Here is a 19,256-nt window from a genome sequence, read left to right as displayed (position 1 = left end):
ATGACCGCGACCGCCATCGCTTCTGCGGTCGCTGCCCGCCAGCTTTCCGCCGCGGAAGCCACCGAAGCCGCATTGACAAGGATCACCGCGCGCGATGGCGTGCTGAACGCCTTCACCGACGTGACGGCGGAGCGCGCACGCGCGAAGGCGCGCGCCGTGGATGCCGATATCGCCGCAGGCAGGCCCGTCGGCCCGCTCGCCGGCGTGCCGTTCGCGGTGAAGAACCTGTTCGATGTGGAGGGCCTGCCGACCCGCGCCGGCTCCAAGATCAATCGCGATCGTCCGCCGGCCGCACGCGATGCGACGCTGATCGCGCGCATGGAGGCTGCCGGCGCGGTGCTCGTCGGCGCGCTCAACATGGGTGAATACGCCTACGACTTCACCGGCGAGAATATCCACGATGGCCCGTCGCGCAATCCGCATGATCCGACGCGGATGAGCGGCGGCTCGTCGGGCGGCTCGGGCAGTGCCGTCGGCGGCGGCCTGGTGCCGATCGCGCTCGGCTCGGATACCAACGGCTCGATCCGCGTGCCCTCGTCGTTCTGCGGCATCTTCGGCCTGAAGCCGACCTACGGCCGGCTGTCGCGCGCACGCTCGTTTCCGTTCGTGATGAGCCTCGATCACCTCGGCCCCTTCGCGCGCTCGGTGGAGGATCTCGCGCTCGCTTACGACGTGATGCAGGGGGCTGATGCGGATGACGCGGCCTGTACGACGCGCGGGCCGGAGCCGGTGTCCGGCTCGCTCTCGCAAGGACTCGACGGTCTGCGCATTGCGCTTGCTGGCGGCCACTTCCAGAACAACCTGTTTCCTGAAGCCGCGGAAGCCGTGGCGCGCGTGGCCACGGCGTTGAAGGTAACGAACGTTGTCGATGTGCCCGAGGCGTCCCGCGCCCGTGCGGCAGCCTATGTCATCAGCACGACGGAAGGTGCCTCGCTGCATCTCGATCGCCTGCGCACGCGCCCCGGCGATTTCGATCCGGCGGTGCGCGATCGCCTGATCGCGGGCGCGATGATTCCGGCGCCGATGGTCGACCGCGCGCAGAAGTTTCGCCGCTGGTACCGCGCCCGCGTGCTGGAGCTGTTCAAGTCGGTCGACGTGCTGATCGCGCCGGCGACGCCATGCATCGCGCCGAAGCTCGGGCAGGCGACCTTCGTGCTCGACGGCGTCGAGCTGCCGGTGCGCGCGAATATCGGCATTCATACGCAGCCGATCTCGTTCATAGGACTTCCCGTCGTCGCTGTGCCGATTCCGCTCGAGCCGATGCCCATCGGCGTGCAGATCATCGCCGCGCCCTGGTGCGAACATGTCGCATTGCGTGTGGCCCACGCCTTGCAACAGCTTGGCGTCGCCGCTGCGCCGGCCCCGAGAGGAGTTCTGGAGAATGAAAGTCGATCTGCCTGACGTCGTCGCAGAGGTGACCGCGCAGTTCCAGCGCTACGAACAGGCGCTGGTCAGCAACGATGTCGCCGTGCTCGACGAGCTGTTCCGCCAGGACTCGCGCACGCTGCGCTACGGCATCGGCGAAAACCTCTACGGCTATGGCGAGATCGCGGCGTTCCGTTCGGCGCGCTCGCCGGTCGGATTGATGCGGCGGACCGCGCGCACCGTGATCACCACCTATGGCCGCGACAGCGCGGTCGCCTCGACCCTGTTCTATCGCGACAGCGCGCCCGGCAAGGTCGGGCGGCAGATGCAGACCTGGATCCGGTTTCCGGAGGGCTGGAGAATCGTTGCCGCCCATGTCAGCGTCATCGACGAAGCAAAAGGCGGCTGAGGCATGAGCCTGGACGATCTCCCGCCGCGGACGCGTCAGCGGCTCGTTCGTGACTCCGTTCTGCCGCGCAGCGAACGTGCGCCGCCCGCCGTCGCGAAGATCACGCGCGCCGAGGAGCTGCGTCTGCAACTCGCCGACGATATCGTGCGTGGCGCGCTGGCGCCCGGCGCGCCGCTCGACGAGACCGAGATTGCCAAGCGCTTCAATGTATCACGTACGCCAGTGCGCGAGGCGTTGCGGCAGCTCGCCGCCTCCGGCCTGATCGAGGCGCGCGCACATCGCGGCGCCGTCGTGGCGCGGCCGTCCGTCGACCGCCTGACCGGCATGTTCGAGGCGATGGCCGAGCTCGAAGGCCTCTGCGCCGGACTCGCCGCGCAGCGCATGACACCGGTCGAGCGGCAGCGGCTCGAAGCCATTCACGAGGAGCTGCGCAATCTCAGCCACGCCGGCAATCCCGAGCGCTTTCACGAGGTCAACGAGCGCTTCCACAACGCGATCTATGCCGGTGCGCACAACGCCTATATCGCCGAGATCACGCTGGCGACGCGGGTGCGCGTGCAGCCGTTCCGCCGCGCCCAGTTCCGCAATCTCGGCCGCCTCGCCAAGTCGCATGCCGAGCACGACCGCGTCGTCATCGCCATCCTGCGCGGCGACAAGGCCGGCGCGGCGAGCGCCATGAAAGCGCATATCGAGCTGGTCCGCGGCGAGTACGAGATCTACGCTGTGTCGGTGTAGGTGAGTTGCACTGACACGGCCAATCGGGTTTCCGTTCTTGCCAGCGCAGCGAAGCAAGGACGAGGACGATCAATCCCTTTGCGCCGTGTAAGCTTGCGCCATGTACGCGCGCCAGCCGCCGAACTCCGAGATGTCACGGGCGCCGCCGAGGGCCGCGGGCTCGACCAGGAAGCCTTTCGCGGTTTGGCCGTCAGCAAGCCTGATGGTGCCGATCGACAGGGGCGGCGGGATGAGATTGACGAACGTGCCGAAGCTCGCCGCCGACAGCGCCCAGATCTCCACATCCATCGCGCGACCCTGACCCTGTTCGATCCGCAGCATGCCGGGCTTGGGCGGTGTCGTGGGCAGCGCGTAGAGCCTGTAATCAGGCGCAGTCTTCGTCGCTTCCAGCAGCCGGCCCCCGAGACCCGTCAGTTCGTGATTGAGCGCCATGCCCGAAAGGTGCGCGCCGACGACCACGAGCGCGACCTCGTCGCCGTGCAGCGACGGCGGCAAGGGCGCCAGCGGCGGCTGCGGGACCTTCTTGGCGCCGACCGGCAGCGCCGTGTCGGCGTGGAAGGCGCGGCCCAGGCTGGCGAGCGCGGCGTCGCGCCCGGCCGGTGCGAGCAGCGTGATTCCGAACGGAATGCCGTCACCGCGCATTGCGGCCGGCACGGCCAGGCCGCACATGTCGAGCAGGTTGACGAAGTTGGTGTAGGTGCCGAGTCGGCTGTTGAGCAGGATCGGATCGGCCAGCACGTCCGCGGTCGTGTAGGCGGTCGGCGCCGTCGGCAGCAGCAGCGCGTCGAGGCCCGCGAAGGTGCGCTCGGCGACCTTGCGCAGCGCCTGCAGCCGATACAGCGCCGCAAACGTGTCGGCCGCGCTGACGCGCGTGCCGGCGATGGTGATCTCGCGCGTCACCGGATGAATCGCGTCGGGATCGGAGGCGAGGAGATCGCGGATCACGAGATAGCGCTCGGCGACCCACGGGCCTTCATAGAGCAGCCGCGCCGTCTCGTAGAATGGTTCGAGGTCGAACTCGACGAGTTCGGCGCCGAGCTTGACGAAGCGGGCGGCTGCAGCGCCGTAGGCGGCCTCGGCTGCCTTGTCACCGAAGAAGATCAACTGTCCTGGGCGGGGGATGCCGAGCTTCACACCGTTCGGAAATGCGGTCACGGCAGCCAGCGGCCGGTCGCGCGAGAACGGATCGAGCGGATCGGGCGCTGCCATCACCGAAAGCGCCGTCACGGCATCGTCGACCGTCAGTGAGAACACCGAGATGCAGTCGAGCGTACGGCAGGCCGGCACCAGCCCGGCCGTCGAGATCATGCCGAGGCTCGGCTTCAGCCCGACGATGTTGTTGAGCATCGCGGGCACGCGGCCCGAGCCGGCGGTGTCCGTGCCGAGTGACAGTGGCACGAGGCCGGCCGAGACGGCGACCGCCGAGCCGGAGCTCGATCCGCCCGGCACCAGATCGGCTCGAACGGGGTTCTTCGGAATGCCATAGGGCGAGCGGACGCCGACGAGGCCGGTCGCGAACTGGTCGAGATTGGTCTTGCCGATGATGATGGCGCCGGCCGCGCGCAGCCGCGCCACGGCAGTGGAATCGCGCGCGGGCGTATAGGCAAAGGCCGGGCAGGCTGCCGTGGTCGGCAGTCCCGCGACATCGATGTTGTCCTTCACGGCGACAGGTACGCCGTAGAGCGGCAGCGCCGCGGCGTCCCTGCCCTCGAGGGCCGCGGCCTCGGCGAGCGCATCCGTCTCGTCGCGAAGGCTGATGAAGATCGCGGCATCATCGTGCGATCGGATCCGCGCGTAGCAGCGCGCAACCGTCTCTCGGGGAAGCGTCAGGCCGACGCGGTGAGCGGCGACGATCTCGGCGACGGTTTCGGTCACGCGACGCTCCGCGTCGCGTCTGAGCCCGATCGATGACCTGCCATGTCGTTGCACTCCGCTTCGCGATCCTGCCGCGAACGTAGCAAGCCATGTGCCATTGTGTACATGAGGGTGACAGCGCGTCTTCCGACGAAAAACGCGTGCTGTCAGTAGGTTGGTCCTGAGATCGCCAAGTCTTCCGGGCCTTGCGCCTCGGATGTCGGGGCGATGTGCCTAATCTGTAGGCAAAGGGATGCAGGGGCGCGACCGGTTACCCGCGGCGACCGGCGTCACCGCCGGTGATGCGCGCCAGCCTTGCCTCTGAGGTGGAGCCCGTGCTGCGGGCGCTGCGGAACGAGGGCGACGGCGTTCGGCTGACCATGGTCCCTCCCGAGACTCCGGCGTCGTCTGCGCCGCTCGGGAAGAACAGCAGCGCGACGGTGAGGCCGAGATTGATCAGCCCGCCGACCCAGGTGCCGTGGTGCGACGACGTCGCCGCATATTCGGGGAAGCGCATGGCGACGACATAGTCGAGCACCATGACCGCGATCCAGGCCGGGATCACGCAGACGGGGTCCCAGCCGATGTCGCGGATGCGCATTGCTTGCAGCATCAGACTCGCCAGCACCACCAGCCCGATCGCTGCCATGATCGGCCAGCTCAACGTCGGCGCTGATCCGTGCGGCGCCACGGCAGCCAGCGCAACCGCGAGAACCACGATCAGGATGATGGAGACGACGATGAGACCGAGCGTGGCTAGAAAATACTGCAGCCGGCCAAGGCGCGCATTGAACCCGAAGATGAACCCCAACATCCGCCTCTCCCGCAGGCCGCGTCGCAGCGACGGCGCCGTCCTCGGGATTGTGCATATCAGAGCGAAATTGCTGCGCGCCTTCGCGGATGCGTAAAATTGGAGGCATCGCGCCGCACTGACCTCGTTACGCGTTGCGGCAAGTCGCCTGGCCAAGATTCTATGGTTGCCAAAGCAACTAATCTGTGGAACTATTGCCTCCGTGAACGACGCAGGCGCGGGATCACGCGCGCCTCGAACGAGGGATGGAGACGCCATGCGCAGCCTGCGCGAAGCAGGCGCGGCCGCTTGCGTGCGCGCCAGACGAGGGCCCGGCCGCAATGGTCAGCGGCTCAATGGACGGGGTCGGAACGGCTCAGCTCGCGCCGGTGACCGCGTCGAGATTGTCGTGGATCCGGCGCAGCAGCTCGATCAGCACTTCCTGCTCATTCTCGTCGAGGCACGCCAGCAGGCGCCGCTCCCGCTCCAGCGCGGCGACGATCACCTTGTCATGGGTCGCGCGGCCCTTGGCGGTCAACGAGATGGAATGGCTGCGGCCGTCCTGCGGATCGTTGCGGATCGCGATCAGTCCGCGTCCCTTCATCAGCGCGAGCGTGCGGCTGACCGGCCCCTTGTCGAAGCCGATCACGCTGCAGATGCGCGAGGCCGGAATGCCCGGCTCGATCGCCAGCAGCGACATGATCCGCCATTCCGTGACGTTGACGCCGAAATTGCGCTGATAGAACGCGGTGGCGCTGTTCGACAGCTTGTTGGCGATGAAGGTGATGAAGGCCGGCACATAGCGGTCGAGATCGAGCGTGAGGCCTTGCGCCTCAGGCACGCGCGGCTGCGCCTTGCGCGGCGTTCCGGATTTCTCGCTCATGACCCCCAGCGTCCATGCATCGCCACTCTTAGGGATACGAAAAGCCGCATGACAAGGCCAATCTTCGGGAGGTCAGCATGAACCCAACAGGTCTTTCCCCCAATGCCGGCGTGGCGCCGGCCATCCCGCATCTCCCGATCGATCCGTTCTCTTACGCGTTCTTCGATGACCCCTATCCGGCGCATCGAGAGATGCGGGAGGCCGGCCCCGTGGTCTATCTCGACGCATGGAAGGTCTACGGCGTCGCCCGCTATGCCGAGGTCCATGCCGTCTTCAACGATCCCCAGACCTTCTGCTCCAGCCGGGGCGTGGGCCTTAGCGACTTCGCCAAGGAGAAGCCGTGGCGGCCGCCGAGCCTGATCCTCGAGGCCGACCCGCCGGCGCATACGCGCACCCGCGCAGTGCTGAGCAAGGTGCTGTCGCCCGCGGTGATGAAGCGGCTGCGCGACGGCTTCATGGCGGCGTCAGAGGCCAAGATCGATGAGCTCCTGGCGCGCGGCTCGTTCGACGCCATTCCCGATCTCGCGGAAGCCTATCCGCTGTCGGTATTCCCCGATGCGCTCGGCCTCAAGGCAGAAGGCCGTGACCACCTCATTCCCTATGCGAGCCTCGTCTTCAACGCGTTCGGCCCGCCGAACGAGCTGCGCCAGCAGGCGATCGAGCGCTCCGCGCCGCACCAAGCCTATGTCACCGAACAGTGCCAGCGCGACAACCTCGCGCCCGGCGGCTTCGGCGCCTGCATCCATGCCTTCAGCGATACCGGCGAGATCACGCCGGCCGAGGCGCCTTTGCTGGTGCGCTCGCTGCTGTCGGCCGGGCTCGACACCACGGTCTATGGCATCGGCGCCGCAATCTATTGCCTCGCGCGCTTCCCCGATCAATGGCAGCGGCTGCGCGCGGATCCCTCGCTGGCCCGCAATGCCTTCGAGGAAGCGGTGCGCTTCGAGAGCCCGGTGCAGACCTTCTTCCGCACCACCACACGTGATGTCGAGCTCGGCGGCGTGACCATCCCCGAAGGCGAGAAGGTGTTGATGTTCCTGGGCAGCGCCAATCGCGATCCGCGCCGCTGGGAGCAGCCGGATGCGTACGACATCACCCGCAAGGTCTCCGGCCATGTCGGTTTCGGCTCCGGCATCCACATGTGCGTCGGCCAGCTCGTCGCGCGGCTCGAAGGCGAGGCGGTGCTGACCGCGCTCGCCCGCAAGGTGGGGAGCATCACGATGAGCGCCGAGCCAGTGCGACGCTACAACAACACGCTGCGCGGGCTTGCCAGCCTGCCGGTCACCTTCACTCCAGCCTGAGCCAAGAGACTGAGCCATGGCCATGACGACGATCACCTTCATTCATGCCGACAACCGCAGTGAGACAGTGGAGGCCGCGGACGGTGACAGCCTGATGATGGCCGCGCTGTCCCACGGCGTCGACGGGATTGTCGCCGAGTGCGGCGGCAATGCCGTCTGTGCGACGTGCCACGTCTATGTCGACGAGGCCTGGGCGTCGAAGCTCGATCCCGTGACGGACGACGAGGATGCGCTGCTCGACGGCACGGCCGCCGAGCGGCGGCCGAACAGCCGGCTGTCTTGCCAGATCAAGATCCAGCCGGCGCTCGCCGGGCTCGTCATCCGGATTCCGGACCGGCAGAGCTGAACCATCCGCTGACGACGACAAATCAGAACAAGCAACACACGGGGAGGGATTCCATGAAGCAGCTGAATATCTGCACGCTCGCGATGGTCGCAGCACTGGGCCTGGGCACCACGGCGTCAGCCGGAGAGATATCGGACAACGTCGTGCGCGTCGGCGTGCTCAACGACATCTCCGGCATCTTCCAGGACACCAACGGCATGGGCTCGGTCGAGGCCGCGCGCATGGCCGCGGAGGATTTCAACGGCGGGGCTAAGGGCATCAAGGTCGAGATCGTCTATGCCGACCACCAGAACAAGGCAGATATCGGCTCGGCGATCACGCGCAAATGGCTCGATGTCGACAAGGTCGACGCCGTCGTCGACGTGCCGAATTCGGCCGTCGGCCTTACGATCAACGAACTCTTGCGCAACAGCCGCATGACGTTCCTGGCTTCGTCCACTGCAAGCTCCGATCTCACCGGCAAGGCCTGCTCGCCGAACACCATCCAATGGGTCAACGACGCCTGGGCGACCGGCAACACCACGGCGGCCGCGATGATGGGGCGCGGCGGCAAGGACTGGTACTTCATCACGGTCAACTACGCGCTCGGCCAGGGCATCGAGGCGGAAGCGACCAACTATATCGAGAAGCATGGTGGCAAGGTGCTGGGCTCGGCCAAGCATCCCCTCGGCACGACGGATTTCGCCTCGTTCCTGCTGCAGGCGCAGGGCTCGAAGGCCAAGGTGATCGGGCTTGCGAACGCCGGCGGCGACACCATCAACGCGGTCAAGCAGGCGTCCGAGTTCGGCATCCAGCAAAGCGGCCAGTCGCTGGTCGCCTTCCTGCTGTTCATCAACGACATCCACGGCATGGGCCTGAAGGCGGCGCAGGGCCTGCAGTTGCTGGAGGCGTTCTATTGGGACATGGATGACGACACCCGCGCCTTCGCCAAGCGCTTCGCGGCGCGTCCCGGCATGAACGGCAAGATGCCGAGCGGCAACCAGGCCGGCGTCTATGCATCGACGCTCGCTTATCTCAATGCGGTCGCCGCCACCGGCAGCGACGATGCCAAGGACGTCGTCCCGCAGATGAAGACGGTGAAGGGCAAGGACAAGCTGTTCGGTGACACCACGATCCGCGCCGATGGCCGCGTCGTGCATCCGATGTATCTGTTCGAGGTGAAGAAGCCGGACGAGTCGAAATATCCGTACGACTACTATCGTCTGGTCTCGACGATCCCGGCCGAGCAGGCGTTCCGGCCGATGTCTGATGGCGGGTGCGCACTGGTGAAGTGATGCGCTCGTAGGGTCGGGAGCATGTGATATCTGCACGTGACATCTAGAAGTAGATGTCACCAGAGCCGCTGCTCTTCAGTTGCTCCGTCGTGCCCGGGCTTGTCCCGCCTGTGCGGTCGAAGCCGCTTCGGCGCGGCGAAGGCCCGGGCATCCCCGTCGAGCGGCGACCGTCGAGCCGCGTGGATGGCCGGAACAAGCCCGGGCACGACGGCGTGGGAAGGCGACTTCCTCTCTCCTGACCTTCTTCCCGCCTCTGCCGTCTGCTGTGCTGCAGTATCCTTAACAAGCACTATAGTTCTTGCCTTTGTCCGTTTCTGGGAATTATGGTGCATGGATCGATCGCGGCAGGATGAACACTGCGCGACGGATGCTGCGGCGAAACGCCGCCGCTCGACGTGCTGCTGCGTGGCGGTGACGAAACAACGATAAGAACGATTTGTTCGAGGGGAGGGAAGACCATGAAGAGCTTCTGGCTGGCGGGCGCCGCGGCGCTGCTGTTTTCGAGCACGGCCTTTGCCGGCGACACCATCAAGATCGGCTTCGTCTCGACGTTCAGCGGCCCGGCCGCCGTGATCGGCAACGACATGCGCAACTCGTTCGAGCTTGCGCTCGATCATCTCGGCCGCAAGATGGACGGCAAGCCGGTCGAGGTGATCTATGAAGACGACCAGCAGAAGCCTGACGTCGGCAAGCAGAAGACCGAGAAGCTGGTGCAGTCCGACAAGGTCGACTTCATCGTCGGCTACATCTGGTCGAACGTGCTCTTGGCCTCGCTCAAGACCGCCGTGGACTCTCAGACCTTCCTGATCTCGGCCAATGCCGGCCCGTCGCAGCTCGCCGGCGAGCTGTGCTCGCCTTACGTGTTCTCGACCTCCTGGCAGAACGACCAGACGCCAGCGGCCATGGGCCTCTACATGAACCAGAAGGGCGTCAAGTCGGTGTTCCTGATCGGCCCGAACTATGCGGCCGGCAAGGACATGCTGGCGGGCGTGAAGAGCACCTTCAAGGGCCAGGTCGTCGGCGAGGAATATACGGTGTGGCCGAGCCAGCTCGACTTCTCTGCCGAGCTGTCCAAGGCGCGCGCCTCGGGTGCCGAATCGATCTTCGTGTTCTATCCCGGCGCGGCCGGCGTGCAGTTCCTCAATCAATACGCGCAGGCCGGCCTCAAGGAGAAGATGCCGCTCTACACCGCCTTTACGGTCGACGAATTGTCGCTGCCGCTGCAGAAGGACAATGCGCTCGGCGTGCCCGGCGCCCAGGAGTGGGTCAACGACCTGCCCAACGAGCAGAACAAGAAATTCGTCGCCGACTACCGCAAGAAGTACACCGGCCTGCGTCCGACCTATTACGGCGCTCAGGCCTATGACGCGGCGCAGCTGGTCAACAGCGCGGTAGTTGCGGTCAAGGGCGACACGTCCAAGAAGGATGCGATGAAGGCGGAGATGGAAAAGGCCAACTTCAAGTCGCTGCGCGGCGCCTTCAAGTTCGGCAACAACCACATTCCGATCCAGAGCTTCTATCTCCAGGACGTGGTCAAGGACGCCGACGGCCAGCTGTCGCTGAAGACCGTGGCGACCATCGTCGAGAACGATCAGGACCGCTTCCACGACAAGTGTCCGATGAAATGAGCTGAAAAATCCCAGGTCGGGTCAAGACCGGCCTGGAATTTGCTTGAAGCTTAAAACATCTTCGTCCTAAGATCAGGGACGGACATGGCGGCAGCGCCTGCAACGGTTCTGCCGCCGTTTTCTTGAGCGTGAAGTGAGGGGCATGCTTCTCGTCGTCGAACAATTCCTGAACGGGCTGCAGTTCGGACTGCTGCTGTTCCTGCTGGCTGCCGGCCTGACGCTGGTGTTCGGCATCATGGACCTCGTCAACCTCGCCCACGGATCGCTCTACATGATGGGCGCCTATTTCGCGGCGACCTTCGTGGCCTGGACCGGCAGCTTCGTGCTCGGCGGCGTGATGGCGCTCGGTGCCACGCTTCTGCTCGGCATCGTGCTCGAATTCACGGCACTGCGCCATCTCTATGGGCGCGACCACCTCGACCACGTGCTCGCGACCTTCGGCCTGATCCTGTTCTTCAACGAGGCCGTCCGGCTGATCTGGGGACCGGCGGGCCTCGCTCTGCCGCTGCCGTCCTGGCTCGCCTTCCCCGTCACGATCCTGCCCGGCATCCAATATCCGGCCTATCGCCTGGCCATCATCGTCGTGGCGCTGCTGGTGGCGCTGCTGCTCTATCTCGGCGTCATGCAGACGCGGATCGGCATGCTGATCCGCGCCGGCGCTTCCAACCGCGAGATGATCGGCGCGCTCGGCATCAACATCAAGCTGCTCTATACGCTGGTGTTCGGGCTCGGCGCCGCGCTGGCCGGCCTCGCCGGCCTGATGCAGGCGCCGATCCTCACCGTGCAGATCGGCATGGGCGAGAACATCCTGATCCTGGCCTTCGTCGTGATCGTGATCGGCGGCATCGGCTCGATCCGCGGCGCGTTCATCGCCGCGATCATGATCGGCCTGATCGATACGATGGGCCGCGCCTTCCTGCCCAATCTGCTGCGCCAGGTGCTGAACTCGGCCTCGGCGTCCACGGCGGCGCCGGCGCTGTCCTCGATGCTGATCTATCTCCTGATGGCGATCGTGCTGGTGGCGCGGCCCGAAGGTCTGTTTCCGGCCAACCGCAGATGAAATCACAGCTCAACGTCTCATCCGTCGTCGCCGCCCTCGTGGTGGCCGGCCTGGTGCTGCTGCCGGTGTATTCGAACCTGACCGGCAACATCTTCATCCTTACGCTGTTCACCCGGATCGTGATCCTGGCCCTGTCAGCCGTCAGCCTGAACCTGATCATGGGCTATGGCGGCATGATGAGCTTCGGCCATGCCGCCTATCTCGGCATCGGCGGCTACGCCGTCGGCATCCTGGCGCAGGAGGGCATCGGCTCCGGCTGGGCTCAGTTCGCCGTCGCGATCGCGGTGTCGGCGCTGTATGCGCTGGTGATCGGCGCGCTCTCCCTGCGCACCCGCGGCGTCTACTTCATCATGATCACGCTGGCCTTTGCGCAGATGGCCTATTACGTCGCCTCGGGTCTCGCGCGCTATGGCGGCGATGACGGCCTGACCGTCTACAAGCGCAGCGATTTCGGCGGCCTGATCAATCTCGGCAATCGCGTGCAGTTCTATTATCTCTGCCTGTTCTGCCTGCTTGCCGTGGTGGCGCTGGTCTGGCGCATCGTCAATTCGCGCTTCGGCCTCGTGCTGCAGGGCCTGCGCTCCAACGAGCAGCGCATGCAGGCGATTGGCTTCCCGTCGAAGCGCTACAAGCTCGCCTGCTTCGTCATCGCCGGCATGCTGTGCGGGCTATCGGGCGCGCTGCTCGCCAACAACACCGATTTCGTCAGCCCGGCCGTGATGTACTGGACCCGTTCCGGCGATCTGATGGTGATGGTGATCCTCGGCGGCATGGGCACCCTGATGGGGCCGGTCGTCGGCTCCGTCGTGTTCCTGGTGCTGGAAGAGGTGCTGTCGCAGCTCACCGAGTATTGGGCGCTGATCATGGGGCCGCTTCTGCTCCTGATCGTGCTGTTCGGCCGCGGCGGGATCATGGGCATGCTCGGGAGGTTGAACCGTGGCTGAGCCGCTGCTTCGCGTCGACAATCTGGTGCGCCGCTTCGGCGGCATCATCGCCACCGACCACGTCTGCCTGGACGTGTCCAAGGGCGAGATCCACGCCATCATCGGGCCGAACGGCGCCGGCAAGACCACGCTGATCAGCCAGCTCACTGGCCATCTCGCGCCGCATGCCGGCCGCATCTTCCTCGGCGGCCGGGACATTTCCTCCTTCCCGGCCTACAAGCGCAGCGCTCTCGGCCTTGCGCGTTCGTTCCAGATCACCTCGCTGCTGACCGACTTCACCGCGGCCGACAATGTCGCGCTGGCGGCGCAAGCTCACGACGGCAGGCATTCGTTCCGCTTCTTCGCCAATGCGCGCAAGGAGAAGCCGTTGCGCGATGCGGCGCGTGCCGCGCTGGAGCGCGTCGGCCTCGGCCACCGCGCAGACGTGCTGGTCTCCAGGCTCAGCCATGGCGAGCAGCGCGAGCTGGAGCTGGCAGTCGCGCTCGCGACCAAGCCGCAATTGCTGCTGCTCGACGAGCCGATGGCCGGCCTCGGTGTCACCGAGTCGCAGCGGATGGTGAAGCTGCTGGCAGAGCTGCGCAACGAGGTCTCGATCGTGCTGGTCGAGCACGACATGGAGGCGGTGTTCGCGCTCGCCGACCGCATCTCGGTCCTGGTCTACGGCCGCATCATCGCCTCGGGTAAGCCGGACGAGATTCGCCAGAACGAGGAGGTCAAGCGCGCCTATCTCGGCGATCAGCATGTGGTGGTTGGCCATGGTTGATCAGAAAGACAACGGCATGCTGCTCGAGGTCAACGGCATCGAGACCTGCTATGGCCTCAGCCAGGTCCTGTTCGGCCTGTCGCTCACGATCCGTCCGGGCGAGTTGGTCTCGCTGATGGGCCGCAATGGCATGGGCAAGACCACCACGATCCGCTCGATCATGGGCCTGACCCAGGCGCGCGCCGGCCTGATCCGCTTCAGCGGGCAGGAGACGCGCAAGCTGCCGTCCTATCGGATCGCGCAGCTCGGCATCGGGCTCGTGCCTGAGGGGCGGCAGATTTTTCCGAACCTCACCGTGACAGAGAATCTGGTGGCGGCCTCGACCAACCGGCTCGGCGCGGCCGATCCGTGGACGCTCGACAAGATCCACGGGCTTTTTCCGCGGCTCGCCGAGCGCGGCGGCAACATGGGCAATCAGCTCTCCGGCGGCGAGCAGCAGATGCTGGCGATCGGCCGCGCGCTCATGACCAATCCGAAGCTGCTGATCCTCGACGAGGCGACCGAAGGGCTGGCGCCGCTGATCCGTGAGGAGATCTGGAGCTGCCTGTCGCTGCTCAAGTCACGCGGACAGTCGATCCTGGTGATCGACAAGAACGTCGAGCATCTCACCCGCATCTGCGACCGCCACTACATCATCGAGCGCGGCCGAACGGTGTGGAGCGGGACGTCGGAGCAGCTGATGGCCGAGCCGGAGCTGCAGCACCGTTATCTCGGGATTTGACCGCGGCGCGCCGCCGGCCGCGACGACGTGGGAGCGGATTGACCCACATCAAGATCATGTCGCGCGCGGGTGCGTAGATTTCGACAGCTGTGCTGACATGCGCTGATTTTTCGCATTGAGGCGCCGCGCGGACGGGACTATTCTTCCAGGTAGTGTTTTGTTTTGCCTTTTATCAAAGGTTGAGCAAATGCGTGCGCCTCATCTTCGATTGGAAGCACCGAGAAAAGCCGTGGCCGGTCTGCGCGGCTTCTGGTCCGATCACGCCGACCTCGAAACGGCGCTGTGCATCGCCTTCATGCTGATCGTCGGAATCATCGTCAAGCTAACGCCGCCGGCCTAGGCGCCGCCGATCGCCGCACCCGCGTTCAGCGGTCGAACGGGATGTACTTCTGGTACTCCTTCGGCACCCGGCTTCGGTAGCGCGAGGGCACCGTGCCGCTGCGTAGGGAGTCCTCGACCTCTTTCCGGGTGGTCTTCGTCCGCTTCTTCGGTTTCGTCGCGGCCGCGTCGGCGGCGGGCTTCGTTTCGGCCGGCCTGGTCTCGGCCGGCTTGTCGCTCGCGGCCGCGGGGGCCGGGGCGGGTGCTGCTGCCGCCGGAGAGGGATTCGGTGTCGGCGAGGGAGTTGCGGCTGGTGCGTCTGCGGCGGGGGCGCTCTGCGCATGCGCCGTTGCAGACGTCAGACCCAGAGCCAGCAGGCTTGCCACGGCGATCCCAGACAACTTGAACATGACGACGAAACTCCAAACCACGGCAGGGGATGTGCCGGCCTGATGAGGTCGCCCGCGTGCGCCAATCGGTTCATGCTCTCCTTGCATGGCCGCTGCCCCCGCCGCCTCATCGCCCAAGATGAATCCGGGCTGCCAGCTTTTTAAGCACAGGCTGCCGTGCGCTCTGTTGAATCGCAAGCATTTTCCTCTGGCACGCGGCTTGCTGACCTCGATCGTCAGAGTTGGCAGCTAGGGTTCCGGTTCTCGATCGAGAACGCTGGTCCGAGAGCAGCCGCCAGGGGAGAGCCCTGGTGCACGGCGGGATAAAAACCCGGGAGACCTCAGTGGCCGCGCTTGGCAGGCTCGAGGTTGTGTTTGCCAGTCCGCAGGTCAAAAAACCGATGAGGGACTGGACATGTTCAAAGCGCGAAAACTGTTTGTTGCACTCCTCGCGGCATCGACGCTGGCGACCGCCTCGCTATCGCCCGCATTCGCCGAGAAGAAGAAAGAATTCAACATCGCCTGGACGATCTATGTCGGCTGGATGCCGTGGCCGTACGCCGCGGAGTCCGGGATCGTCAAGAAATGGGCCGACAAATACGGCATCTCGATCAAGGTCACCCAGATCAACGACTACGTCGAATCGATCAACCAATACACCGCCGGCAAGTTCGACGGCGTCACCGTCACCAACATGGATGCGTTGACGATCCCGGCCGCCGGCGGCGTCGACACCTCGGCCATTATCATGGGCGACTACTCCAACGGCAATGACGGCGTCGTGCTCAAGAAGGGCAAGACCATGGCCGATATCAAGGGTCAGAAGGTCAATCTCGTCGAGCTCTCGGTGTCGCATTATCTGCTGGCGCGCGGCCTGGAGACGGCCAAGCTGACCGAAAAGGACATCAAGACGGTCAACACGTCGGATGCCGACATCGTCGCCGCCGCGAAGTCGCCGGACACGACCGCCGTCGTCACCTGGAATCCGCAGCTCCTGGAAGTCAAGGCGGAGCCCGGCGCGACGCTGGTGTTCGACTCCAGCAAGATTCCCGGCGAGATCGAGGATCTCCTGGTGGTGAATACGCAGACGCTGAAGGACAATCCGGAGCTCGGTAAGGCGCTGACGGGCATCTGGTACGAGACCATCGCGCTGATGAAGGATCAGAGCGAGAAGGGCAGGGCCGCACGTGAGGCGATGGCCAAGCTCTCCGGCACCGATCTCGCGGGCTTCGAGACCCAGCTCAAGACCACCTTCATGTACTACGAGCCGAAGGACGCGCTCGCCTTCATGACCGGGCCGGAGCTGCCGAAGATCATGGATCACGTCCGCACCTTCTGCTTCGATCACAATCTGCTCGGCGAGAACGTGAAGTCGAAGGACGCGGTCGGCATCTCCACGCCGTCGAAGGCGCTGGGCTCGACGACGAACGTGAAGCTGCGCTTCGATCCGACCTACATGAAGATGGCGGCCGACGGAAAGCTCTGATCGCGTTTCCGCCGAGCAACCCGTGTCGCCCCTCACCCTGAGGAGCTTGCGTCAGCAAGCGTCTCGAAGGGTGAGGCCACAGGTGGGGCCTCATGGTTCGAGACGGCGCTGGCGCGCCTCCTCACCATGAGGAGTGAGGGAGCCATCCATGCCGCGTGCCATGAACGTCGTTCCGAACCGCGGCAGCCGGCTGCTGCTGGCGTTGCTGCCGTTCCTGCTGATCGCGCTGATCTACGTGATCGGCTCGGCGCAGCGGCGGGCTGACAATCCCGATGACAAGCTGCTGCCGCCGGTCTCCGAGATGGTCGCGACCTCGAAACGGCTCGCCACCGAGCCGGATCGGCGCTCCGGCGACTATGTGTTGTGGGCCGATACGGCGGCGAGCCTGCAGCGGCTCGGGCTCGGGCTCGGCATCTCGGCCGTGATCGGCCTCACGCTCGGCCTCGCCATCGGCCTGCTGCCGATCGCCGGCGCCGGCTTCGGCACGCTGGTTGCGGTGCTGTCGATGATCCCGCCGATGGCGGTGCTGCCGGTGCTGTTCATCGTGTTCGGCCTCGGCGAGTTGTCCAAGGTGGTGCTGATCGTCATCGGCGTGACGCCCACCCTGGTGCGTGATCTCTCGCTGGAAGTGCAGAACATGCCGCGCGAGCAGCTGATCAAGGCGCAGACGCTGGGAGCCTCGACATGGCAGGTCGCGATCCGCGTGGTGCTGCCGCAGATCATGCCGCGTCTGATCCAGGGCCTTCGGCTGATGATCGGCCCCGCCTTCCTGTTCCTGATCTCGGCGGAGGCCATCGCCTCCGATGTCGGCCTCGGCTATCGCATCTTCCTCGTTCGCCGCTATCTGTCGATGGACGTGATCCTGCCCTATGTCGTCTGGATCACCCTGCTCGCCTACGTCTTCGACTACGCGCTGGTCTGGTTCGGCCGGCGTGCCTTCCCTTGGGCCTACGCGCAAGGGAGCCGCTGATGAGCACGCTGTCCTTCCGCAACGTCTGGGTCGAATACGGCAACCAGGTCGTGCTCGAGCGCATTAATCTCGAGCTCGCCTCCGGCACCTTCCTCTCGATCGTCGGCCCGTCCGGCGCCGGCAAGAGCACGTTCCTGCGGCTGATCCTCGGCCAGGAGAAACCGAGCCAGGGCGCGGTACTGCTCGACGGCCAGCCGTTTCCGGCCGAGCCCGGTCCGGACCGCGGCATCGTGTTCCAGCGCTATTCGGTGTTCCCGCATCTCACCGTGCTCGGCAACGTCCTGCTCGGCTATGAGCTCGCGGCGAGCCCGCTCACGGCGCGGCTGTTCGGCGCGGCGCGCAAGGACGCGGTGGAGAAGAGCCGCGCGCTGATCGAGGCGGTCGGCCTCGGGCCTCACGCCGACAAATATCCGAGCGCGCTCTCCGGTGGCATGCAGCAGCGGCTTGCGATCGCGCAGGCGCTTGCCAAGCAGCCGCGCGTATTGCTGCTCGACGAGCCCTTCGGTGCGCTCGATCCCGGCACCCGCGCGCAGATGCATGCGCTGATCAAGCCGCTGTGGCGCGAGCACAACATGACCATCGTGATGGTCACCCACGACATCAAGGAGGCGTTCGGCCTCGCCACGCGGCTGATCGCGCTCGATCGGCCGCGCAAGGACCCGCAGGCCCCGGAACGCTTCGGCGCGCGCATCACCTACGACCTCGATCTCACCCGCGACAGCGCGGTGCCCGTGCTCGGCTTCATCCGCGCCAGCGTCCAGGCGGCGCAATAACACCCAGAAGAAACGAAGGAGAATTTCATGTCATTCCCCGCCATGCGGCGCACCCGCCGTGCCGGCTTGCAGCCGCAGCGCCAGACCTTGCGCCGGCACCATCCGGACTTCGACAAGATGGCCACGCAGGGCTGGCAGGCGCTGGAAGCCGAGGGCAAGCTGCCGACGAACGGCTGGCGCAAGGAGCGGCAATGGGCGCTCGACATGGGCCTGCCGGGCGCCGACACGCTGACCGATCGCGACATCCCGACGTTTGCGCGCGGTGAGCTGCCGCATTTCGCGGGGATCAACACCTTCATGAAGGCGCCCTATGTCGAGAACGTCCGCGACGTCGGCAAATACGACGCCGCCGTGATCGGCATTCCCTTCGATTCCGGCACCACCTATCGCCCCGGCACCCGCTTCGGGCCGCAGGGCATCCGCCGCATCTCGGCGCTGTACACGCCCTATAACTACGAGCTCGGCGTCGACCTGCGTGAGCAGATGACCCTGTGCGATGCCGGCGACGTCTTCACCATTCCCGCCAATCTGGAAAAGAGCTTCGACCAGATCAGCCGCGGCGTCGCGCATGTGGCCTCGTCCGGCGCGCTGCCGATCATGCTCGGCGGCGACCATTCGATCGGCTTCCCTTGCGTGCGCGGCATCGCGCAGTGCACCGACAAGAAGATCGGCATCATCCATTTCGACCGCCACATCGACATCCAGGAGAAGGATCTCGACGAGCGCATGCACACCACGCCCTGGTACTGGGCGACCAACCTGCCGAACGTGTCCCCGACCAATCTGGTGCAGCTCGGCATCGGCGGCTGGCAGGTGCCGCGCGAGGGCGTCGAGGTCGCGCGCAAGCGCAACACCAACGTGCTGACCATCGCCGACATCGAGAAGATCGGCCTGGAGAAGACCGCGGAGATCGCGCTGGAGCTGGCCTGGAAGGATGCCGACGCCGTCTACATCTCGTTCGACGTCGACTCCATCGATTGCGGCTTCGTGCCCGGCACCGGCTGGCCGGAGCCCGGCGGCTTCCTGCCGCGCGAGGCGCTGAAGCTGCTCGGCCTCGTCGCCGCCGAGGGCCTGTGCGGGCTCGAAGTGGTCGAAGTCTCGCCGCCTTACGACACCTCCGACATCACCGCGCTGATCGGCGTCCGCGTCGTCGTCGAGGCGCTCGGCTCGATGGTCGCCCATGGCAAGCTCGGCAGCCACAAGCATATCATCAACAAGCCGGTCAGCTTCTGAGGTCCGCGATGCGC

Annotated in this window: 20 protein-coding genes and 1 riboswitch; of the genes, 16 read left to right on the top strand and 4 right to left on the bottom strand. The window is 65.7% G+C overall.

The window, feature by feature from the left end:
* From QXZ94_RS24170 to QXZ94_RS24160, 3 genes are read left to right on the top strand one after another with little or no spacing between them, the layout of a single operon-like run.
* Positions 1-1,401 (top strand): AtzE family amidohydrolase, encoded by a 1,401-nt coding sequence (locus QXZ94_RS24170; RefSeq protein WP_315722544.1) that lies wholly within the window; start codon positions 1-3, stop codon positions 1,399-1,401.
* A complete protein-coding gene (hpxZ, locus tag QXZ94_RS24165; protein WP_315722542.1) occupies positions 1,382-1,774 on the top strand; it encodes an oxalurate catabolism protein HpxZ in 393 nt (130 codons plus the stop codon). The genes QXZ94_RS24170 and hpxZ overlap by 20 nt, the downstream gene beginning before the upstream one ends.
* 3 nt (positions 1,775-1,777) lie before the next feature.
* A complete protein-coding gene (locus QXZ94_RS24160) occupies positions 1,778-2,509 on the top strand; it encodes a GntR family transcriptional regulator (protein WP_315722540.1) in 732 nt (243 codons plus the stop codon).
* Between the two features lie 69 nt (positions 2,510-2,578).
* Here QXZ94_RS24160 and atzF read toward each other — a convergent pair whose 3' ends face one another.
* From atzF to QXZ94_RS24145, 3 genes are all read right to left on the bottom strand, one after another.
* Entirely contained in the window at positions 2,579-4,384 is a 1,806-nt protein-coding gene (gene atzF, locus QXZ94_RS24155) for an allophanate hydrolase (protein WP_315722538.1), read from the bottom strand.
* 250 nt (positions 4,385-4,634) lie between these two features.
* Entirely contained in the window at positions 4,635-5,177 is a 543-nt protein-coding gene (locus QXZ94_RS24150) for a DUF805 domain-containing protein (RefSeq protein ID WP_315722536.1), read from the bottom strand.
* 352 nt (positions 5,178-5,529) lie between these two features.
* Entirely contained in the window at positions 5,530-6,036 is a 507-nt protein-coding gene (locus QXZ94_RS24145; RefSeq protein ID WP_315722533.1) for a MarR family winged helix-turn-helix transcriptional regulator, read from the bottom strand.
* A gap of 77 nt (positions 6,037-6,113) precedes the next feature.
* On the opposite strand from QXZ94_RS24145, the gene QXZ94_RS24140 reads away from it, so the two are divergent.
* From QXZ94_RS24140 to QXZ94_RS24100, 9 genes are all read left to right on the top strand, one after another.
* Entirely contained in the window at positions 6,114-7,337 is a 1,224-nt protein-coding gene (locus QXZ94_RS24140) for a cytochrome P450 (RefSeq protein WP_315722531.1), read from the top strand.
* Between the two features lie 22 nt (positions 7,338-7,359).
* Complete coding sequence (locus QXZ94_RS24135; protein WP_172110590.1) at positions 7,360-7,683, top strand: 2Fe-2S iron-sulfur cluster-binding protein; 324 nt, start codon at positions 7,360-7,362, stop codon at positions 7,681-7,683.
* A gap of 53 nt (positions 7,684-7,736) precedes the next feature.
* Positions 7,737-8,957, top strand: coding sequence for an ABC transporter substrate-binding protein (locus tag QXZ94_RS24130; protein WP_315722529.1), 1,221 nt, complete (start codon positions 7,737-7,739; stop codon positions 8,955-8,957).
* Between the two features lie 458 nt (positions 8,958-9,415).
* Positions 9,416-10,585, top strand: coding sequence for an ABC transporter substrate-binding protein (locus tag QXZ94_RS24125; protein ID WP_315722527.1), 1,170 nt, complete (start codon positions 9,416-9,418; stop codon positions 10,583-10,585).
* A gap of 142 nt (positions 10,586-10,727) precedes the next feature.
* Entirely contained in the window at positions 10,728-11,645 is a 918-nt protein-coding gene (locus QXZ94_RS24120; RefSeq protein ID WP_315722525.1) for a branched-chain amino acid ABC transporter permease, read from the top strand.
* Complete coding sequence (locus QXZ94_RS24115; protein ID WP_315722523.1) at positions 11,642-12,589, top strand: branched-chain amino acid ABC transporter permease; 948 nt, start codon at positions 11,642-11,644, stop codon at positions 12,587-12,589. Before QXZ94_RS24120 ends, QXZ94_RS24115 begins: the two co-directional genes overlap by 4 nt.
* Positions 12,582-13,352 carry an ABC transporter ATP-binding protein gene (locus QXZ94_RS24110; protein ID WP_315722521.1) on the top strand — a complete coding sequence of 257 codons (771 nt, stop codon included), beginning with the start codon at positions 12,582-12,584 and terminating at the stop codon, positions 13,350-13,352. The genes QXZ94_RS24115 and QXZ94_RS24110 overlap by 8 nt, the downstream gene beginning before the upstream one ends.
* A gap of 16 nt (positions 13,353-13,368) precedes the next feature.
* On the top strand, positions 13,369-14,073 hold the full coding sequence (locus QXZ94_RS24105) for an ABC transporter ATP-binding protein (RefSeq protein ID WP_315726499.1): 705 nt from the start codon (positions 13,369-13,371) through the stop codon (positions 14,071-14,073).
* Between the two features lie 229 nt (positions 14,074-14,302).
* A complete protein-coding gene (locus QXZ94_RS24100; protein ID WP_315722519.1) occupies positions 14,303-14,413 on the top strand; it encodes a transporter in 111 nt (36 codons plus the stop codon).
* A 25-nt stretch (positions 14,414-14,438) separates the two neighbouring features.
* On the opposite strand, the gene QXZ94_RS24095 is transcribed toward QXZ94_RS24100, so the two are convergent.
* Complete coding sequence (locus QXZ94_RS24095) at positions 14,439-14,801, bottom strand: hypothetical protein (protein ID WP_315722517.1); 363 nt, start codon at positions 14,799-14,801, stop codon at positions 14,439-14,441.
* A gap of 217 nt (positions 14,802-15,018) precedes the next feature.
* Positions 15,019-15,120, top strand: a riboswitch (guanidine-I (ykkC/yxkD leader).
* A 75-nt stretch (positions 15,121-15,195) separates the two neighbouring features.
* On the opposite strand from QXZ94_RS24095, the gene QXZ94_RS24090 reads away from it, so the two are divergent.
* From QXZ94_RS24090 to QXZ94_RS24075, 4 genes are all read left to right on the top strand, one after another.
* Positions 15,196-16,266, top strand: coding sequence for a putative urea ABC transporter substrate-binding protein (locus tag QXZ94_RS24090; RefSeq protein ID WP_315722516.1), 1,071 nt, complete (start codon positions 15,196-15,198; stop codon positions 16,264-16,266).
* A gap of 148 nt (positions 16,267-16,414) precedes the next feature.
* Complete coding sequence (locus QXZ94_RS24085; protein ID WP_315722514.1) at positions 16,415-17,236, top strand: ABC transporter permease; 822 nt, start codon at positions 16,415-16,417, stop codon at positions 17,234-17,236.
* A complete protein-coding gene (locus tag QXZ94_RS24080) occupies positions 17,236-18,009 on the top strand; it encodes an ABC transporter ATP-binding protein (protein WP_315722512.1) in 774 nt (257 codons plus the stop codon). The genes QXZ94_RS24085 and QXZ94_RS24080 overlap by 1 nt, the downstream gene beginning before the upstream one ends.
* A gap of 27 nt (positions 18,010-18,036) precedes the next feature.
* The gene (locus QXZ94_RS24075; protein WP_315722510.1) at positions 18,037-19,242 is read left to right on the top strand and encodes an agmatinase family protein; all 1,206 of its coding nucleotides are present in this window, start codon (positions 18,037-18,039) and stop codon (positions 19,240-19,242) included.
* The last annotated feature ends 14 nt before the right edge of the window (positions 19,243-19,256 follow it).

The organism is Bradyrhizobium sp. SZCCHNS2022, assembly GCF_032377575.1.
GTDB lineage: Bacteria > Pseudomonadota > Alphaproteobacteria > Rhizobiales > Xanthobacteraceae > Bradyrhizobium > Bradyrhizobium aeschynomenes.
This window is presented reverse-complemented; position numbering and strand designations above follow the sequence as displayed.

Bases quoted from the DNA above. Each gene is read 5' to 3' on its own strand.
- QXZ94_RS24170 (WP_315722544.1), top strand. From the start codon at position 1: ATGACCGCGACCGCCATCGCTTCTGCGGTCGCTGCCCGCCAGCTTTCC.
- hpxZ (WP_315722542.1), top strand. From the start codon at position 1,382: ATGAAAGTCGATCTGCCTGACGTCGTCGCAGAGGTGACCGCGCAGTTC.
- QXZ94_RS24160 (WP_315722540.1), top strand. From the start codon at position 1,778: ATGAGCCTGGACGATCTCCCGCCGCGGACGCGTCAGCGGCTCGTTCGT.
- QXZ94_RS24150 (WP_315722536.1), bottom strand. From the start codon at position 5,177: ATGTTGGGGTTCATCTTCGGGTTCAATGCGCGCCTTGGCCGGCTGCAG.
- QXZ94_RS24145 (WP_315722533.1), bottom strand. From the start codon at position 6,036: ATGAGCGAGAAATCCGGAACGCCGCGCAAGGCGCAGCCGCGCGTGCCT.
- QXZ94_RS24140 (WP_315722531.1), top strand. From the start codon at position 6,114: ATGAACCCAACAGGTCTTTCCCCCAATGCCGGCGTGGCGCCGGCCATC.
- QXZ94_RS24135 (WP_172110590.1), top strand. From the start codon at position 7,360: ATGACGACGATCACCTTCATTCATGCCGACAACCGCAGTGAGACAGTG.
- QXZ94_RS24130 (WP_315722529.1), top strand. From the start codon at position 7,737: ATGAAGCAGCTGAATATCTGCACGCTCGCGATGGTCGCAGCACTGGGC.
- QXZ94_RS24125 (WP_315722527.1), top strand. From the start codon at position 9,416: ATGAAGAGCTTCTGGCTGGCGGGCGCCGCGGCGCTGCTGTTTTCGAGC.
- QXZ94_RS24120 (WP_315722525.1), top strand. From the start codon at position 10,728: ATGCTTCTCGTCGTCGAACAATTCCTGAACGGGCTGCAGTTCGGACTG.
- QXZ94_RS24115 (WP_315722523.1), top strand. From the start codon at position 11,642: ATGAAATCACAGCTCAACGTCTCATCCGTCGTCGCCGCCCTCGTGGTG.
- QXZ94_RS24105 (WP_315726499.1), top strand. From the start codon at position 13,369: ATGCTGCTCGAGGTCAACGGCATCGAGACCTGCTATGGCCTCAGCCAG.
- QXZ94_RS24095 (WP_315722517.1), bottom strand. From the start codon at position 14,801: ATGTTCAAGTTGTCTGGGATCGCCGTGGCAAGCCTGCTGGCTCTGGGT.
- QXZ94_RS24090 (WP_315722516.1), top strand. From the start codon at position 15,196: ATGTTCAAAGCGCGAAAACTGTTTGTTGCACTCCTCGCGGCATCGACG.
- QXZ94_RS24085 (WP_315722514.1), top strand. From the start codon at position 16,415: ATGCCGCGTGCCATGAACGTCGTTCCGAACCGCGGCAGCCGGCTGCTG.
- QXZ94_RS24080 (WP_315722512.1), top strand. From the start codon at position 17,236: ATGAGCACGCTGTCCTTCCGCAACGTCTGGGTCGAATACGGCAACCAG.
- QXZ94_RS24075 (WP_315722510.1), top strand. From the start codon at position 18,037: ATGTCATTCCCCGCCATGCGGCGCACCCGCCGTGCCGGCTTGCAGCCG.